Source organism: Brevundimonas sp. G8, from assembly GCF_902506205.1.
In the GTDB taxonomy this organism is placed as follows: domain Bacteria; phylum Pseudomonadota; class Alphaproteobacteria; order Caulobacterales; family Caulobacteraceae; genus Brevundimonas.
Map to the genome: position 1 here is coordinate 785,029 of NZ_LR732816.1, position 18,040 is coordinate 803,068.

Genomic DNA, 18,040 nt, shown 5'->3' on the forward strand with positions numbered 1-18,040 from the left:
GCGCGAAGACGCGCCGCGCCACCTCCCCGCTACGCAGGGAGGAGACAGCTATCCCATCAGATCCCTCGGCGGCCGTATCCGGCGCCAGCGCGCCTCCACGAAGGCGAAGGCGCCGAAGGCCATCAGCCCCGCCGCCGTCAGCCCCAGTATCCACGATCCGCCGGGCTGGGCCTCCAGCGCGTCCAGCGCCGCCGCCGTCGTCGTCACCTCGCCCGAGCGCGCATGCAGCCCCGCCAGCACCACGAACACGCCCAGCGGCAAATAGGCGAACCCCCGCGCCCCATACCCCGCCCGCGCCAGGGCCGTCGCGGTCCCGCAGAAGGCCTTGGGACAGGCCAGGGCGTCGTCGAAGTCGTCCCTGAAGGCTCTGACGATATTGCCGATCCCGACGCCCAGCACCACCAGCCCCGCCCCGATCAGCAGCGCCTCTCCGAACGGCAGGCCCAGCAGGATGGCCGCCTTCTCCTGGTTCTCGGCCACGCTCTCCGCCTGGGCCGAGGATGCGCTGGTCGCCTCGCCGAACTCGTCCAGATACTCGAACACCCCGGACGCCAGCACGCCGTAGAACAGGCCGCTGGCCGCCTGGCCCGCCCGCGTGGCCCAGCCCTTCAGGTCGGTCCCCTCATGGTCGGCGTCGAACACCGCCTGCAGCACCCGCCAGCCGACGAAGGCCCACAGGCCCAGGCCCAGCAGCACCAACCACACCTTGCCGAACGGCTGGGCCGCCAGCCAGCCCGCCGCGCCACTGGTCCCCACCGCCTCGCCGATCCGGTCGGTCGCCGCCAGCAGGGTCAGCGCCCCCGCCGACAGATAGACGAAGCCCCGGGCGCCATATCCGACCCGCGCCGCCCACTCGACCAGCGTCGCCAGAGGCGGCAGGCGCCGCAGGACCGGGGCGCGTCTAAGAAGGGTCTTGGCGGCGGTCATCGCATCCCCGGCGGCGAGAAGCTGCCTAACGCCTCTGCCACGGCAAAGGCTCCCGACACTGCGCTGTGTCGACATCCGACAGACAGGCCGGCGGCCTCAAGGCTAAGGTTCGTGGCCTGGGAGCCGTTCGCTTGCGCATCTACGAGTTTCATTTTTTCGACGAGGCCGACCGCCGCCCCCTGCTCGACTTCTTCGACGGGGCCGACGACGACATCGCCGTGGCCGCCGCTCGTAAACGCTTGGCCGACCACGCCTCCTGCATCGGGGTCGAGGTTCATGAGGCAGAGCGTCTCGTCGCTCGATTGGAACGCTCCGCAACCGACGCCGGCTGATCGGTTTCGTACATATCTCGGTAAAATCAGGGCTTTTCCCCAGAAACCGGAGGCGGATACAGCTACGCTGTGTCGGGTTTCGACAGACGCGCGAAGCAGATCGCCTTATGCGCGAACCCATGCGCAGCCTCCCGCCGGGCAACCGGTTGATCCACGACCTGAATGCCGAAGACCGCGACGCCCTGCTGGCGATCGCCGTCCCCGTCGAATTCGCCTTGGGGCATGTGTTCAACGAGCCGGACGACGCCATCGAACACCTGCATTTCATCGACAGCGGCTTCTGCTCGTCGGTGGCGGTTCTGGAGGACGGCCGCACGGTGGAGACGGTCATGATCGGGCGCGAGGGGGTGCTGGGCGTCGTCGCCTCGGTCGTGCCGCATCACGCCCACACCCGCAGCGTGGCCCAGGTCGCCGGCACGGCGCGGCGGGTGGACTCCGCCCGCTTTCGCGCTCTGTCGGCCCAGCGGGCGGGCGTGCGCGACGCCGTCGGCGACTATATGGCCCGGCTTCAGGGCGAGCTGGAACAGTCCACCGCCTGCAACGCCCTGCACCACGCGGGCCAGCGGTTCGCCAAATGGCTGCTGCGCTGTCACGACCGGGTCGAAGGCGACACGCTGAACCTGACGCAGGAGTATCTGGCCTCGATGCTGGGGTCGCAGCGCACGACCGTGAACGAGGCGGCCCAGGGGCTTCAGAAGGCCGGCGCCATCGCCTATTCGCGCGGCCGCATCACGGTGCTGGATCGCGCAGCGCTCGAACGCGCCGCCTGCGAATGCTACCGCCGGGGCGGCGACCCGCTTTAGTCCGCCTGGGCGGCCGGCAGTTCCAGCACCGCCTTCAGCCCGCCCATGTCGCTGTCCGCCAGGTTCAGCCGCCCGCCATAGGCGCGGGTCAGGTCGTCCACGATTGACAGGCCCAGGCCCGAGCCCGGCGCGCTCTCGTCCAGCCGCGCGCCACGCTGCATGACCGTGTCGCGTTGGTCGGCGGGCAGGCCCGGCCCGTCGTCCTCGACCACCAGGATCATCTGGCCCAGGCCGCTGCCGCCCGCCGAGACGCGGACGCGGCGCTTGGAGAATTTGGCCGCGTTCTCGATCAGATTGCCCAGGATCTCCTGCAGGTCCTGACGCTCGCCCAGGAAGGACAGGCTGTCGGGCGCGCGCCAGTCGATTTCGACGTTCTTGTCGCGGAACACCTGTTCGATCATGACCGCCAGCTCGTCCAGCACCTCGGCGACGGGCGTGGTCTCGCCCAGGCCGTGGGCGGCGCGGGCGGCGGCGCGGGCGCGGCGCAGGTGGTGATCGACCTGGCCCTGCATCACCTTCGTCTGGCGCCGCACCAGTTCGGGCAGGTCGCCCTGGGTCGTCCCCGCCTCGGCCAGCATGACCGAGATCGGCGTCTTCAGCGCATGGGCCAGGTTGCCGACGTGGGTGCGCTGGCGCTCCACCACCTCCTGGTTATGATCCAGCAGGCGGTTGACCTGTTCGGCCAAGGGCTGAATCTCCAGCGGATAGGACCGCCCGATCCGGGCCGACTTGCCCTTGCGCACGTCTGCGATCTCGTCGCGCAGGTCGAACAGGGGACGCAGGCCGATCCGAACCTGGATGAAGACCGCCGACACCAGGCCCAGGCCCAGGATCAGCATCGCTGTCCAGGTGACGCGGGCGAACTGGCGCGTGTCGGCGTCCACCTCGGACCGGTCGATGGCGGCGATGAAGATGACCGGATGTTCGTGGCGGGGAATGGACTTCATGCTGGCGGCGACGCGCAACGGCTCGCGCGTCTGGGCGTCGTCCTTGGGGCCGGTGGTGTTGAAGGTGATGACGTCGCCGAACGCCGCATCCAGCCGGTCGGGCAGGTCGGGCGGCAGCGCCAGGTCATAGCTCCACAGCGAGTTGGAGCGGGCCAGGCTGACCAGCCGCCCATCAGGCCGCACCTCCATGATCTGCCAGTATTTCCCCGACAGCAGCCGCAGGGTGCGGGCGTCCTGAATCTGGGGCACGACCTCGCCGGGCGGCGTGCGGCTGGCGGCGACCACGATCTCTTCCGTAGTCTCGTTCAGCATGGTGCCCAAGCGGCGCAGCGCCGATTCCTGGAAGGCCTGGGTCAGGACCAGGGCGGCGATCACCAGGGCGACCAGAATCCAGGCCGAGGCCAGCCAGATCAGCCGTCGGGTCAGCGAGCGGCCGGGCCGCCCGAACCAGCGTCCCCAATCTTTTCGGCTCGAAACCGCCTGCCCGGTCACGCCGCTTCGGATTCGCCCGCCAGAGGCGTCAGCCGGTATCCCAGGCCGCGCACGGTCTCGATCCGGTCGGAGCCGACCTTCTTGCGCACCCGCCCGATGAAGACTTCGATGGTGTTCGAATCCCGGTCGAAGTCCTGATCGTACAGGTGCTCGACCAGCTCCGTGCGGCTGATGACCCGGCCTTGGTGCATCATCATGTAATGCAGCAGCCGGTATTCCAGCGAGGTCAGGCGCAGGGGTTCGCCGTTGACGCTGGCCCGCGCCGCGCGTGGATCCAGCCGCAGGCCGCCACAGGCCAGGGTCGCCGAAGCGATGCCGGCCGAGCGGCGCAGCAGGGCCCGCAGGCGCGCCAGCAGCTCCTCGGTATGGAAGGGCTTGGTCAGATAGTCGTCGGCGCCGGCGTCGAAGCCCGCCACCTTGTCCGACCACGAGCCGCGCGCCGTCAGGATCAGGACCGGCGTCGCCTTGCCCTCGCGCCGCCAGCGCTCCAGCACCGACACCCCGTCGATCTTGGGCAGGCCCAGGTCCAGGACGATGACGTCATAGGGTTCGTTCTCGCCCAGATAATGGGCCTCCTCGCCGTCCGGGGCGTGGTCCACGGCATAGCCCGCGTCGCCCAGCGCCGCCTTCAGCTGACGCGACAGGTCGGCGTCGTCCTCGACCAGAAGCACGCGCATCAGTTCGGCCTGCGACGTTGATTGTTGTTGTCGTCCGATCCGCCCTGACGGGCCTGGCCGGTGCGGCCGTCGACCACGACCTCGCGCACGCGACCGTCGCGTTCGACCAGGACGGAGTAGTTGCCGTCGCGGCGCGGCTGGGTGTCGATGGGGCGGCCGCCGCCGGCCTCACCGCCGCGACGACGCGCCTCGTCCGGGCTGACGCGCGGGCCGCGATCCTGAGAGCGTGGATCCGGGTCGCGCGACTGGGCGACCGCTTGCGTCGTCATGACGGGAGCGAAGGCCAGGGTCAAAGCCAAGGCCAGGGCCGGTGGAGCGAGGATAAGACTGGCGGGTTTACGGGACATGGCGACCGATCTAGGCCCAATCATCTGAACGGGCGCTGAATACGTCGTATAGTTTAAAGCGACCTTCGCGCCAAACCGACGAACGCCGATCCTGTCATCCTTGTCATGCCGATGAACCGAACCTGATCGTCGCTGTTCAGAACCGGCTCAGTCGCCAGATGGTCAACTCTCCTCATCGCTGGTCACCCCGACCGGCAGAACATTTGAGGAGATCGCCATGCGCAAGCTCATCGTCCCCGCCCTCGTCCTGGCCGCCGCCTCGGTCGCCGCCCCGTCCTTCGCCCAATCCTATAACCGCCCTGCCCCGCCGCATCAGGGCACCCAGCACGCCGGCTATGGCGCGTGGCAGTCGATCAACGCTCGCCAGGCCAACCTGGACCGCCGCATCGACCAGGGCGTCCGCAACGGCCAGCTCAGCCGTCGCGAAGCCACCCGCCTGCGCGGCGAGTTCAACAGCCTGCTGCGCCTGGAAGCCAACTATCGCCGTGGCGGCCTGACCGCCTGGGAGCGGACCGATCTGGACCGTCGCTTCGACCGCCTGTCGGCCCAGGTCAGAAACGAGCGCCGCGATTACGACAACCGTCGCGGCTGAGGCGGCGGCCCATCGACGCCATGAGGGCGCGGCCGAAAGGCCGCGCTCTTTGCGTTTTCCGCCATGCTCTTCGTCCACCCGCAGGAAGATCAGGACGTCTGGGGCCCGCGCCAGTATCCGCGCGGCGGCATCAGGCACATATACGGCCTTCTGAATGACCGCCTGGACGCTTCAAACCGCAGCTTGAAAACAAGCGCCACAGTAGCATTCATAACAGATGTTATTTACCTGGAGTTGTTATTGAGTAATCATATATCCAGACCTTAGAGGAGCGTCTCGTGATCAACGCGCTGTCAGAGGGGCTTGGGCGAGCAGATCAGTCGGGAAGCCCAGCAGGCGCCAATAATCGCGACTGGATAATCCAGTCCGTAGAATCGATGCTCCGGCAGGCGCTGCCGACGCTTATTGTCGTTGGTCGTCAGACATCAACCTACTTCAATGAGGCATGCCGTCAGCTGGTCATGCCAAATTCCGCATTACAAGGCGGCGGCCTTGCGACTGTAGCGCCCTCTCTAGCGACCCAACTTTCCTCGGCGATGGAGGCGGCATGGGCCGGTTGCGCCGGCGTTACGGAAGACATCCAACTCCATGTCGATCGCTCAGAAGGCTCGCGTGAAACCTGGGTGACTGCAGCGGTGACGCCGGTCGGCAGGGACGACCAGATTCACGCAGTCCTTTGCGTGTTTCGCGACATCACGGAAGAGAAACGCCTAAGACAGCGCCTGGCAACCGCAGAGACGACCCTCGACGCGCTCACCACCTTGGCTCCGCTCTTCCTGTGGCGACTGGATACGCGAGGCGTCGTGCGCTGGATGAACGAACGATGCCAGACCTATTTTGGCGTCACTCTGGCGCAAGCCCGCGAAGAAGGCTGGATCGGCTGGCTTCACCCGTCCGAGCGTAGCCGGATCGTCGCCGACTGGGGCCGGGCTGTCACCTTGGCTACACCATTTGAAAGTCGCCATCGGCTGCTTGGCTCCGATGGGGTGTACAGATGGTTCGCCCTGCGCGCTCTGCCCCAGTTCAATGCGCAGGGCGACCTGGTGGAGTGGCACTCGGCAGCGCTTGAAGTCGTCGATGCCGCGCCGGAGGTAGAGCGCCATCGGCTGCTATGGACAGCGGATGCGGCCTCTTTCAGTCGCCACTTCTTGAACGTCGGTCCATCCTGTGGGTGGCCCGATAATTTGAGAGCGCCCCTATCTTGGGATGCTCAACTCGCAAGCGTTTCCGCAGATCAGCGATCGGCTTACCGCGATGCGATGGAAGGTTTGGCAGCTGGGCGATCAGTCGAAGTTCGCTACGAAATCCGCAATGCCGAAGGACAGCGCTTCGACGTTGAGGACACCGCCTTTCCTTTGGTGGAGACGGATGGATCAATCAATCGGTTCATCGGCGAATCGCGCGTGCGAAGGCAAGCCGCCGCCAAAGTTGTCATGATCGACCCGGCCCGCCGAGGTTGCAACCTGAGGAAGGTTCTTGAATCTCACGGACTGGAGGTCGAGGTCTGCGACAAGGCAAAGCGACGTGTGAGAGGCCGCAGCGACATCGGTCTAGTGATCTATTGTTCCAACTCGACGGTCGTGGACATCCTAGGCATGGCGGAGGCGGTGAGATCGGAACTCCCGGATATACCCATGGTCGTTCTTGGAGATCCATTGGCCTCTCCGCATGACATCATCACGCTTCACGAGGCGGGCGTTTTAGACGTTCTGTCTTATGCCTCGAACGACCAGGCTCAAGCTCTATCCGTCATGCCACACATAGATTTATTCCTTAATAACAACATATTAGAACTACCTAGTAGACCTACCAAGCAGGCCCTAAGCCGGCTTTCTCCGCGAGAGCTGGAAATCTTGGAACAGGCGGTCATCGGCGGTACGTCTAAGACGATCGGTCGTATGTTGGGCATCAGTCCTCGGACGGTCGATTACCATCGCGGAAAGGCGTTAGACAAACTGGGAGTGAAGGCGGTCACCCAGGCGGTAGACCTTTTCACCCCCCCTCCGGCCCTACTTCACCGTCGCTACTAAGCGTCAAAAGTAGGTCCCCTGCGCGAACGCCAAGGATTCGCAAACACGTCACGATTGTGTCCAAGCCCACATTAGCTTCCCTGATCGGGAGCCGCGTTCACGCCTCTCGATGCTGGGAGGATAAGAATGCATACTCGTTCGACCGCTGACCTTCTGCTGCCCTTCAGGGGCGCAACTTTGGCCACGCGTCTGCTTGTCGCCGCCGTCTACGCCTTGGGAGCCGTCCTGCCCCTTGGACTGTTTACGGTCCCCGCGCCGGCCCGCGCCCAGACAAGTATTGTGGATGTCTGCACGGGCGTCTCACTCCCACGATCTGCGGTGACGGACATTATACGCCCGGTGATCACGGGGATCGCCACCCCATTAGAGTCGTCGATCAACAGTCTGCTGAACATCTTGGTGCCGCGCCTCAATCTGAACGCCACCACGCTGCTCAATAATGCGGCTAGCGGCCAGGATATTCGCCTGGGCGTCCTCGATGTGAACGGCAATGTCGTCGATGCTCCGGACGCCTGCATCAACCAAGCCGATGCCTTCACCCTGGAGAATGAGCAGGGAATTTCGATCGGCGGCAACCGCATTACGGGTCTGGGATCGGGCGGCGCTGTCGCCATAGCCGGCGAACTGAATTCCATCGCCTTCGGCAACGGCGCCCTGACGGCCGCCACGGCAGTCGATGCGATCGCGCTCGGCCGCGAAGCAGAGATTCTTGGAGGGGCCTCGGGCTCCATCGCCTTGGGCGCCGACGCTTCGGTGTCGGTCGCCAACAGCCTGGCCCTCGGCGCCGACAGCGCAGCCCTGCGGGGCGCCTTGGCCAACTACGCCGCTGTTGGCCTTTCGACGCCGCAGACCTCCGTCGGCGAGGTGTCCTTCGGGGCGATCGGGGCAGAGCGGCAGTTGACGAACGTCGCCGCCGGCTCAGCCCTGACCGACGCGGTCAATGTTGGCCAACTCCAGGGCGTATCCACGAGCCTACAGGCTCTCGCCGATCTCGCCGTCACCTATGACGACGCGACGGCCGCCACCCTGACCCTGGGCGGAACCGGGGGCACAAGGATCACCAACCTGACGCCGGGCTTGCTGGCTCTTGGTTCCGCCGACGCCGTCAACGGCGCTCAGCTCTTCGGTCTGGGTTCCAGTCTTGCGGCGGAGATCGGTGGCAGCACCGCCTTCGATCCCGCCACCAGCACGATCGACATCGGCCTGACCTATGACGGCGTCATTTACGGCAGCGTTCAGGAAGCTTTGGACGCCATCTTCACCACGCCTGGCGGCGGGACGCCCTTCCTGTCCGTGAACTCCGCCCTTGGCGGCGCCTTGGCGGGCGGACTGAACTCGACCGCCGTGGGACCCGCCGCCTCGGCCAGCGCAGACAACAGCGTCGCCCTGGGCGCTTCGAGCACGGCTGACCGCGGCGCCTTGATCGGCTACGCCGCCTTGGGGCTGGACGCGGCCCAGACCTCGTCGGGCGAAGTTTCGATCGGCCTCGCGGGCGCTGAGCGTCAGTTGACGAACGTCGCCGCCGGCTCGGCGCTGACTGACGCCGTCAACGTCGGCCAGTTGCTCGGCGTCTCAGATGACCTTCAGGCCTTGGCCGACATCGCCGTCGCCTATGACGATCCGACAGCGGCCAACCTGACGCTCGCAGGCATCGGAGGCACAGTCATTTCCAATGTGGCGGCAGGCGACCTCAGCGCCGGATCCACCCAGGCCGTCAACGGCGACCAACTGTTCGCCACCAACACACAGGTCGGGATCAACACGACGGCCATCACCAACCTCGGCGCTGACCTTGGCGCCCTGTCGGATACGGCCGTCATGTACGACGACTTGCTGGCCGGCCGCGTCACCCTGGCGGGCGTTGACGGCACAGTCATCGGCAATGTCGCCGCCGGCGCCCTGACCGCGACCTCCACCGAGGCGATCAATGGTTCGCAGCTGTTCGCCACCAACACCCAGGTCGGCATCAACACGACCGCCATCACCAACCTCGGCGCTGACCTTGGCGCCCTGTCGGATACGGCCGTCATGTACGACGATCTGCTGGCCGGCCGTGTCACCCTGGCGGGCGTTGACGGCACAGTCATTGGCAATGTCGCCGCTGGCGCCCTGACCGCGACCTCGACCGAGGCCGTCAACGGATCGCAGCTGTTCGCCACCAACACCCAGGTCGGCGTCAACACGACCGCCATCACCAACCTCACCACCAACCTCGGCGCGCTTTCCGACACGGCCGTCATGTACGACGACCTGCTGGCTGGCCGCGTCACCCTGGCGGGCGTCGACGGCACGGTGATCGGCAATGTCGCCGCCGGCGCCCTGTCCTCCACCTCGACCGAGGCGATCAACGGCGCCCAACTGTTCGCGACCAACACCCAGGTCGGACTGAATACGGATGCCATCGCGGATATCGCCGCCGTCTCCGCACTGGCGGTCGTCTATGATGACCCGACCTTCGACACCCTGACCCTTGCCGGCGCCGCCGGCACCACGATCAGCAATGTCGCGGCGGGCGAGCTCAGCGCTGCCTCCACCGAGGCGGTCAACGGCGCCCAGCTGTTCGCGACCAATACCCAGGTCGCAGAGAACACCGCCGATATCGTCACCAACACCACCGCCATCACCACCATCACGAACAACCTGAACAATGGCGCAGTGGGCGTGGTGCAGTATTCGAACGCCGCCGATCCGACGACGCCGAACGGCGGGGTCGCCACCAATGACGTGACCCTGGTGGGCGCGCTGGCCGGTCCGGTGGGTCTGCACAATGTCGCCGCCGGCCTGATCGCTTCCGGGTCGAGCGACGCCGTCAACGGCGGCCAGGCCTTCGCCTTCGGACAAAGTGCAGCGGCCGGGTTCGGCGGCGGCACCGCGTTCAACCCTCTGACCAACACCCTGGATGTCGCCATCACCTATCAGGGCGTCCAGTACGCCAGCATCCAGGCCTTCCTGGACGCCCTGTCGGGCGCGCCGACGGGCGGGGGCTCCAGCGTCTATCTGGCCGTCAACTCCAACCTCGCCCCCGCGAACGCCCAAGGTCAGGACGCCGTCGCCGTCGGTCCCGAATCCCAGGCTGTCGCCGACAACAGCGTCGCCCTGGGCGCCGGCAGCGTCGCCGATCGCGCCGCCCAGACCGACTATGCGGCGCTGGGCGTCACGGGCCTTCAATCCTCGGCCGGTTCGGTCTCGTTCGGTTCCGCCGGCGCCGAACGCCAGCTCACCCATGTTGCAGCGGGCACGGCGGCGACCGACGCGGTCAACGTCGCCCAACTGCAGGGCGTGTCCGACCGGGTCGAAGCCATCGCGGGGACCGCTGTCTCCTACGACACGACGACCCGCGACACCCTGACCCTGGCCGGCGCCGGCGGCACCACCATCACCAATGTCGCGGCGGGCCAGGTCAACGCGACCTCGTCCGACGCCGTCAACGGGTCGCAACTGTTCGCCACCAACACCCAGGTCTCCCAGAACACGACGGCGATCACCAATCTGACCAACAACATCGCCAACGGCAGCCTCGGCCCCGTGCAATACAGCGACGGCGATGACCCCGAGACCCCGAACGGCGGCGTGCGCTCCGACGACCTCACCCTGGTCGGCGCCAGCGGCGGCGCGGTGGGCCTGCACAATGTCGCCAACGGCCGTATCGCCGCCGGGTCGACCGACGCCGTCAACGGCGGCCAGATCTACGAACTGGCCTTCGCCGCGACCAATGCAGTCCAGTACGACACAGACGCCAATGGCGGACGCACCAACAGCATCACCTTCCAGGGCGGCGACACCTCGGCCCCTGTGACGCTAAACAATGTCGCGGCGGGCACGGTCAGCGCCACTTCCACCGAGGCGGTCAATGGCTCGCAGCTGTTCCAGACCAATCAGGCCGTCGCGACGGCCCAGACCACGGCCGACAGCGCCCTGGCCCTGGGTCAGAACTCGCTTCAGTACGCCGACCAGGGCCAGACCCGCGTGGTCCTGGGCCGCAGCAGCGGACCGGCGGTCACCGTCAGCAATGTCGCCGCCGGGGTCGCAGACACCGACGCCGTCAACGTCCTGCAACTGCGCGAGAGCATGAACGAGGCGATCCAGCAGTCGAACACCTATACCGACATGCGGCTGGCGGCGGTCAACTACAATGTCCAGGAAGTGCGCAAGCTGGCCTTCGCTGGCACAGCGGGCGCCCTGGCGGCGGCCGGGATGCCCCAGATCGCCGAGCGCGGCAAATCGATGTTCGCGGTGGGCTATGGCACCTACGAGGGCCAGTCGGCCATGGCGATGGGCTTCTCCCGCGCCTTGGGCGACGGCTCTATGGTCTTCCGGGCCGGCGCGACCTTCGACACCCAGAACCACGTCGGCGCCAATGCCGGCGTCGGCTGGCGCTTCTGAAACGGTTGGATTGGAGGGCCACCCCCTCCAATCCAATTTTTCAAGACGACGGATCAACACCGCCATACCAAAAAGCAGCCTTGTTGGCCGCTAACCTGACGAGGCCCTGTTCGTCCTGACCGGCCGATATGCCGCAATACGGCGACCTGCGACACTGGTGGCGGACATCCATGCCGCCATGTCGAAAGACGACATTGACGGCTACTCAAAGCTAAGGCCTCGACACGCCAAGACCGTCCCGGCATTGAGGCTTATGCCCGTCTCTCCAACGACCAGCCGCGCCATCGACGGCCAGCAGATCGTCGAGGCGGCGATCGCGCATGCGACCGCCGAAGGGCTGAACAGCCTGACCTTGCGCGATCTCGCCCAAGCCGTCGGCAAGAGCACGACCGTCATCGTCAATCTGTTCGGGGCCAAGTCCGGTCTGATCCAGGCGGTGGGCGAAGAGGCCCTGCGGCGGGACGCGGCGTTCCATGACCGGTTTTTTCAGGCTGTCGCCGGCCTGCCCGTCGAGCGCGACAACCTGCTGGCCTTGATCCAGCACTATCTTAACCTGCGCGCCGGGCCCGACGCGGGCTTCGTGCGGATATGGGAAGGCCTGTCGCTGGACGCCGAGGTCGGACCTGAGCGTCGCGACCTGATGGTGCGGTGGGACGCGATGCGGCGCGAGGCCTGGCGCGATCATCTGGCCGCCGATGACAGGCTGGTCGAGTTCGCTGGGCCGCTCGTCGCCTGGCTGACCATGGAGCAGTTCTATGCCGGCGCGCTTTCCGGGCGCTCCGACTATGCACTCATCGTCGCCGAAGGCTTGGGCGGTTTGGTCGATCACGCCTTCGGGCGTCCAGACGGCCCGGCGACCGCGACCTTGTGGCGGCGTGAAAACCTGGTCCTGCCCAAGGCGCCCGCCGAAGGCCTGGAGCCGGAGTCCATGCGGCGCAAACTGCTCGACATCGCCGCAGACCAGATGCTGGCCGGCGGGGTGACGGCGGTCACCAATCGGTCGGTCAGCGTGGTGGCCGGCACCTCGACCTCGACCATCGCCTATCACTGGCCCGACATGCGGCGGTTCGTGCTGGATGCGGTGTGGCATAGCGTGTTCCGCGACATGCCGCGCTATCTGGCCGGTCAGCGGCCCGAGGGCGATCCGGCCGCAGCCGATCTGGACAGCTGGGCGCGTATCATGGCGCCGACCGTGTCGATCCAGCCTGAGGTCGAGGGATTCTACGTCCGCTACGCCCGCCTGATCGCCAGCGCCTGTATCGAGGCGCGGCGAGACCCTTCCTTGCAGGATCTCGTCATGCTGTTGCGCGGCCCGGAAGGCGGCGGGACCTATTACAACAGCGCGGGCGTCTGGCCCGCCGAGTTCGACCTGACCCGCTTGGCGGCCACGCGCTTCGCCCTGTGGATCAAGGGCGCCGCCCTGACGGCGCGCGCCACCGGCGCAGACATCACGGCGACGGACCTCCAGGCGGCGGCGTTGCGATTGGTTACGCGTCGCGCGTGACAGAACACGCGTTATCGGCGAACTGCACCCCGAATAGCCACGCCTGACAGAAACACTTCAGCGAAGCGTCACAAAAGCATCGTCCCTGCGGCCTATTGGCGCATCGTTGTCGAACAGTTGTTTTTCTGGCGCGGCGAAGGCGGCTTTGGCCTCCTCCCCTGCGCTTGTCGTCGCCCCGCCTGACCGCCGGATCGCGACTGTTCGACGACACCCCGAAACGCTTCGGCGCGCGAGGGAGGGGGTCTCCCCGCGCGTCGCCCGAAGGATGGTCAAAATGCAACGTCTTCTCCTCGGCGCCTCCGGCGTCGTCCTCGCCCTTGCGGCCATGCCCGCAGCGGCCCAAACCGCGCCCGAATCCCACACCGCGACGGTGCAGGACATCATCGTCACCGCCCAGCGTCGCGAACAGTCCAGCCAGGACGTCGGCATCGCGCTGAGCGTGATCGGCGGTCAAAACCTCGACGAAAAAGGCGTCAACGTCATCAACGACATCGAAAACGTTGTCCCGAACATGGAGGTCGACAGCCAGTTCGGCAGCGGCCAGCCCAGCTTCCGCATCCGCGGCATCGGCACCCGCGAATACTCCTCGAACAACGCCTCCACCGTCGGCATCTATGTCGACGAAGTCGCCCATCCCTATACGATCACCACCCAGGGTGCGATGTTCGACATCGCGCGACTGGAAGTGCTGCGTGGGCCGCAGGGCACCCTGTACGGCCGCAACACGACCGGCGGTGCGGTGAACATCATCACCAACGCGCCGACTGTCGATCAACGCGCCGGCTTCTCGGCCGAATACGGCTCCTATGACCGCTACAAGGTCGAAGGCTATGTTTCGGGCCAGATCGCGCCCGGCCTGCTGGGTCGCCTGGCCGCCGTCACCGAACAGGGCGGCGCCTGGCAATACCATCGCACGACCGGCGAAAAGCTGGGTGATCGCGACAAGACCGCCCTGCGCGCCCGACTGACCTGGGACGCCTCGCAGGACGTCACGGTCGATCTGTCCGCCACCTACAGTATCGACAAGTCGGATGGCCTGGGCTTCCGCCTGCGCGCGCCCTATCCCGTCTTCGACGGCAGCGTCACCTATCCCGCCGACACCGCCCGCCGGATCACAGGCTGGCAGATCTCGCCGGCTCTGGCGGCTGTGTCCGGTCGCAGCCTGAACGCCAAGCCGGGTCGTGACAACGACGGCCTGGACCTCAGCGCCCGCGTCCGCGCCGACCTGGGCTGGGCCACGCTGAACACCATCACCGCCTATCAGACCTTCAGCCGCTCGGAATACAACGACTGGGACGGCACGCCGGCGGCGGAATCCGACGTCTATTTCTACAACGACATCAAGGCCTTCTCGCAGGAGGCCCGCCTGTCCAACGAGGCGGGTCGCCTGAACTGGATGGTCGGCGCCCACTATGCCGACGAAAGCGTCGACGGCGGCTTCTACACCGAGTTCCGCGGCGCCAACCGCAACCTGATCAACACGCCCTATGATCAGTCGGTCCAGGCCATCGGCGTCTTCACCCACAACAGCTTCGCCCTGACGGATCGCCTGAGCCTGATCGCCGGCCTGCGTTACGAGAACGAAGACCGCAGCCTGACCACGACCGGCACGCGCCGCCTGAACGTCGCCGTCGGCCCGGAGATGACGTACAAAACCTCCCTGTCGGAATGGACCGGCCGCTTCGGCCTGGAATACGACCTAGCCGACAACGCCCTGCTCTACGCCAGCGTGGCGCGCGGGGTGAAATCCGGCGGCTTCACCACCTACAACGGCCAGTCGCAGACACCCTTCAAGCCCGAAGTCGTCATCGCCTATGAGGCAGGGATCAAGTCGGACCTGTTCGACAACCGCTTGCGCGTCAACGGCGCCGTCTTCTACTACGACTACGAAAACCAGCAGATCCAGGGCAACGAATACAGCCGCGAAACGGGCCAGCTGGGCAAGATCACCAATGTGCCCAAGTCCGAAATCTATGGCGGCGAGATCGAGCTGACCTGGACGCCGTTCTCGGGCCTGACAATCAGCCAGAACTTCGGCTACAAGGAAGGCAAGTATAACGAATACTTCGCCATCGACCCCACCGCGACCAACGCCGCCAACCCCGTCAACGGCCCGTGGGACATCATCATCTCGAACGACCGTTCGGGCGAACCACTGCAGTTTCCCAAGTTCAACTATGGCGGCTCCATCGCCTATGACTGGTCGATGGCCGGCGTCGCCCTGCGCGCCGAGACCAACTACAATCAGCGCGACGGCATCTACAACGCGTCCTCGGCCTCGGTCCTGCCGGGCTACTGGCTGTGGAACGCCAACCTGAGCGCAGGGCCCGAGAACGCCAACTGGCGCGTCGGCCTGTGGGCGCGCAACCTCTTCAACACCGAATATGAAGAGACCCGCAACAACTTCAACGGCGGCGCCCGTCCGACCAGTTCGCCGAACGAAGGCCGCACCGTCGGCGTGCGCCTGACGATGGACTTCTAAGCCAAGTCGCTATCGGCGGGTCGGTTTGTCCGGCCCGCCGCCCTCTTGCCTTCGCCTGCCGGGACCGTCGCCGATGCTTATGCTCAAACCTTCGCTGCCGCTGAGCCGCCGCGCCCTGATCGCCGGCCTGGTCGCCGCCCCGGTCGTGCTGCGTTTCGGCCAGGCGCAGGCCGGCGGCGCCTATCTGTTTCCGCTCGGCGTCGCCAGCGGCGATCCCTGGCCCGACGGTTTCGTCCTGTGGACGCGTCTGGTCGCCGATCCCGTCGCGCCCGATGGCCTGGGCGGCCTGTCGGCGCCGATCGAGGTCGTGTGGGAGATCGCGACGGACGAAGGCTTTGGCCGCATCGCCGCCTCGGGCCGAGCGACGGCCGACGTCTCCGCCGCCCATGCCGTTCACGTCGAGGTTCAGGGTCTGCGTCCCGGCCGTCCCTACTGGTATCGCTTCACCGCCGCCGGCCAGCAAAGTCCGGTCGGCCTGGCGCGCACCGCGCCCGCACCGAACGCCGCCGTCGACCGGCTGCGTTTAGCCGTCGCCTCCTGCTCGAACTGGGAGTCGGGCTATTTCAGCGCCTATGGCCACATGGCCGACGAGGCGCCGGACCTGACCCTGTTCCTGGGCGATTATATCTACGAATACAGCCGAACCGGCGCCCAGGCGACCAACGTCGTTCGCCCCTATGGGCTGGAAGAGGCCACGACTCTGGCCGGCTATCGCAACCGCTACGCCCTGCATCGCACCGACGCCGATTTGCAGCGCCTGCATGCCGCCGCGCCCTGCCTGGCCGTGTGGGACGACCACGAAATCCAGGACGACTATTCCGGCATCTGGTCCAAGACGCCCGGCGTCGCGCCGAACGATTTCCTGCGGCGCCGCGCCGCCGGATACCAAGCCTTCTATGAAGCCATGCCGATCCGCCGCACGCGGCTCGATTCCCGACTTCAGATGCCGATCCATCGCCGCATCCGATACGGAAACCTGGCCGAGTTCTTCATGCTGGACGGCCGGCAATATCGGTCCAAACAGGCCTGCAGCGACGGCCCGAACGGCGGCAAGGGACAGGTCGTCACCGACGCCGCCTGTCCCGATCGCCTGGACCCCTCGCGCACCTTCCTGGGCTTCGAACAGGAAAACTGGCTCTACGACGGCTTGGCCCGGTCGCAGGCGCGCTGGAACATCCTGGGCCAGGACCTGGTGATGGCGGGACTGCGGTTCGGCAACGGCGATGCGGAGACGCGCTACTGGACCGACACCTGGGACGGCTATCCCGTCGCCCGCGACCGCATGACCGAGGCTCTGGCCACCCTGAAGCCGCGCAATCCCGTCGTGCTCAGCGGCGACTACCACTCGTTCTGGACCAACGACGTGAAGCGCGTCAGCGCCGATCCGTCGTCGGCGACCGTCGCCACCGAGTTCGTCGGCACCTCCATCTCGTCCTCGGGCCCGCCCTACGAGTCCCTGATGGCGAACATGCCGAACAACCCGCAGATCAAATTCTTCGACAGTCGCGTCCGGGGCTACATGTCGATGGACATCACGCCGCGCCTGATGACCACGCGATACCAGGCCATCAGCGACGTCCGCGACCCCAGGGCGACCCTGTCCACCCTGAACACCTGGGTCGTCGAGGACGGCCGTCCCGGCGCCCAGCTCGCCTAAAATCCAACAGTTCCAGAGTTCCCAATGAGCCCCTTCCCTCACGCGCGTCGCCTGACGGCGACGGCCCTGGCGTTCGCCCTCGCCGGCTGCGCCGGCGCGCCTGCATCCGTCCCCACCTTCTGGACCGGCTTCCGCGACCATCCGCACGGCTATCTGGCAAAGGACGACGCGCCCAACGCCGCCGCCTTCCTGCCGCCTCCACCACAAGCCGGCTCGCTGCGTGAACAGGACGACATCGCCGTCTATCGCGCCACCCGCGCCTTGAAGGACACACCTCGCTGGGCCCAGGCCCGCGCCGACAACGAGATCGAGACACCAAGTGCGCCCCGCGTCTTCGACGAGGCCCTGGGCATCCGCTTCACCCCGGAACGCATGCCCGTCCTGACCCGTCTGCTGGGCCGGATGCTGGGCGATCTGGAGACCGTCCAGACCCCCGCCAAGCGCGGCTTCATCCGTCCGCGTCCCTTCGTCACCGAACCCGCCGAGACCTGCATCACGCCCGAACCCTGGCTGGCCGCCAGCGGCTCCTACCCCTCGGGCCATTCCGCCCTGGGCTGGGCCTGGGCGCTGGTCCTGTCGGAGATGGCGCCCGACCGCGCCGACGAAATCCTCGTGCGCGGCCTGGCCTATGGCGAAAGCCGCATGATCTGCGGCGTCCACTACGCCAGCGATGTCGAGGCGGGCCGCATCGTCGGCGCCGCCCTGTTCGCCAGCCTCAAGGCCGACCCGGCCTTTCAGGCGGATTTCGAGGTGGCGCGTCGCGAGCTGGTCGAGGCCAGACAGGCGAGCCGCTAGCAGAACCTGTCACGTCCCTGTTGAGGAAGCGTGGTTCACGGTCGTTGTCTGAGGGACGCGCGATTTCCAGCG

General features: G+C 66.6%; 13 protein-coding genes. 9 read left to right on the forward strand and 4 right to left on the reverse strand.

The window, feature by feature from the left end; all coding sequences use genetic code 11:
- Positions 1 to 48: 48 nt before the first annotated feature.
- Entirely contained in the window at positions 49 to 927 is an 879-nt protein-coding gene (locus tag CHRYSEO8AT_RS03890; protein ID WP_159846519.1) for a DUF1206 domain-containing protein, read from the reverse strand.
- 131 nt (positions 928 to 1,058) lie between these two features.
- Between CHRYSEO8AT_RS03890 and CHRYSEO8AT_RS03895 the strand changes: the two genes are divergently transcribed.
- The gene (locus CHRYSEO8AT_RS03895) at positions 1,059 to 1,259 is read left to right on the forward strand and encodes a hypothetical protein (protein WP_159846522.1); all 201 of its coding nucleotides are present in this window, start codon (positions 1,059 to 1,061) and stop codon (positions 1,257 to 1,259) included.
- 107 nt (positions 1,260 to 1,366) lie between these two features.
- Positions 1,367 to 2,062: a Crp/Fnr family transcriptional regulator gene (locus tag CHRYSEO8AT_RS03900; protein ID WP_159846525.1), complete on the forward strand. Its 696-nt coding sequence runs from the start codon at positions 1,367 to 1,369 to the stop codon at positions 2,060 to 2,062.
- Here the strand turns inward: CHRYSEO8AT_RS03900 and CHRYSEO8AT_RS03905 are convergent.
- The 3 genes from CHRYSEO8AT_RS03905 to CHRYSEO8AT_RS03915 are packed head-to-tail and all read right to left on the reverse strand — an operon-like array spanning position 2,059 to position 4,525.
- Positions 2,059 to 3,501: a sensor histidine kinase gene (locus tag CHRYSEO8AT_RS03905; protein WP_159846528.1), complete on the reverse strand. Its 1,443-nt coding sequence runs from the start codon at positions 3,499 to 3,501 to the stop codon at positions 2,059 to 2,061. The two genes, CHRYSEO8AT_RS03900 and CHRYSEO8AT_RS03905, sit on opposite strands and share 4 nt — an antisense overlap.
- Positions 3,498 to 4,178, reverse strand: coding sequence for a response regulator transcription factor (locus CHRYSEO8AT_RS03910; RefSeq protein WP_159846531.1), 681 nt, complete (start codon positions 4,176 to 4,178; stop codon positions 3,498 to 3,500). The genes CHRYSEO8AT_RS03905 and CHRYSEO8AT_RS03910 overlap by 4 nt, the downstream gene beginning before the upstream one ends.
- On the reverse strand, positions 4,178 to 4,525 hold the full coding sequence (locus CHRYSEO8AT_RS03915; RefSeq protein ID WP_159846534.1) for a hypothetical protein: 348 nt from the start codon (positions 4,523 to 4,525) through the stop codon (positions 4,178 to 4,180). Before CHRYSEO8AT_RS03915 ends, CHRYSEO8AT_RS03910 begins: the two co-directional genes overlap by 1 nt.
- 217 nt (positions 4,526 to 4,742) lie before the next feature.
- Here CHRYSEO8AT_RS03915 and CHRYSEO8AT_RS03920 point away from each other — a divergent pair, with 217 nt between their 5' ends.
- From CHRYSEO8AT_RS03920 to CHRYSEO8AT_RS03950, 7 genes are all read left to right on the forward strand, one after another.
- The gene (locus CHRYSEO8AT_RS03920; RefSeq protein ID WP_159846537.1) at positions 4,743 to 5,117 is read left to right on the forward strand and encodes a hypothetical protein; all 375 of its coding nucleotides are present in this window, start codon (positions 4,743 to 4,745) and stop codon (positions 5,115 to 5,117) included.
- Positions 5,118 to 5,395: 278 nt separating this feature from the next.
- Complete coding sequence (locus CHRYSEO8AT_RS03925; RefSeq protein WP_159846540.1) at positions 5,396 to 7,147, forward strand: PAS domain-containing protein; 1,752 nt, start codon at positions 5,396 to 5,398, stop codon at positions 7,145 to 7,147.
- Between the two features lie 177 nt (positions 7,148 to 7,324).
- Positions 7,325 to 11,530, forward strand: coding sequence for a YadA-like family protein (locus CHRYSEO8AT_RS03930; RefSeq protein WP_159846543.1), 4,206 nt, complete (start codon positions 7,325 to 7,327; stop codon positions 11,528 to 11,530).
- 253 nt (positions 11,531 to 11,783) lie between these two features.
- Positions 11,784 to 13,034: a TetR/AcrR family transcriptional regulator gene (locus CHRYSEO8AT_RS03935; RefSeq protein ID WP_201304352.1), complete on the forward strand. Its 1,251-nt coding sequence runs from the start codon at positions 11,784 to 11,786 to the stop codon at positions 13,032 to 13,034.
- A 274-nt stretch (positions 13,035 to 13,308) separates the two neighbouring features.
- Positions 13,309 to 15,516: a TonB-dependent receptor gene (locus CHRYSEO8AT_RS03940; RefSeq protein ID WP_159846546.1), complete on the forward strand. Its 2,208-nt coding sequence runs from the start codon at positions 13,309 to 13,311 to the stop codon at positions 15,514 to 15,516.
- 73 nt (positions 15,517 to 15,589) lie between these two features.
- Positions 15,590 to 17,173 (forward strand): alkaline phosphatase, encoded by a 1,584-nt coding sequence (locus CHRYSEO8AT_RS03945; protein ID WP_159846549.1) that lies wholly within the window; start codon positions 15,590 to 15,592, stop codon positions 17,171 to 17,173.
- Positions 17,174 to 17,197: 24 nt separating this feature from the next.
- Entirely contained in the window at positions 17,198 to 17,968 is a 771-nt protein-coding gene (locus CHRYSEO8AT_RS03950; protein ID WP_159846552.1) for a phosphatase PAP2 family protein, read from the forward strand.
- The last annotated feature ends 72 nt before the right edge of the window (positions 17,969 to 18,040 follow it).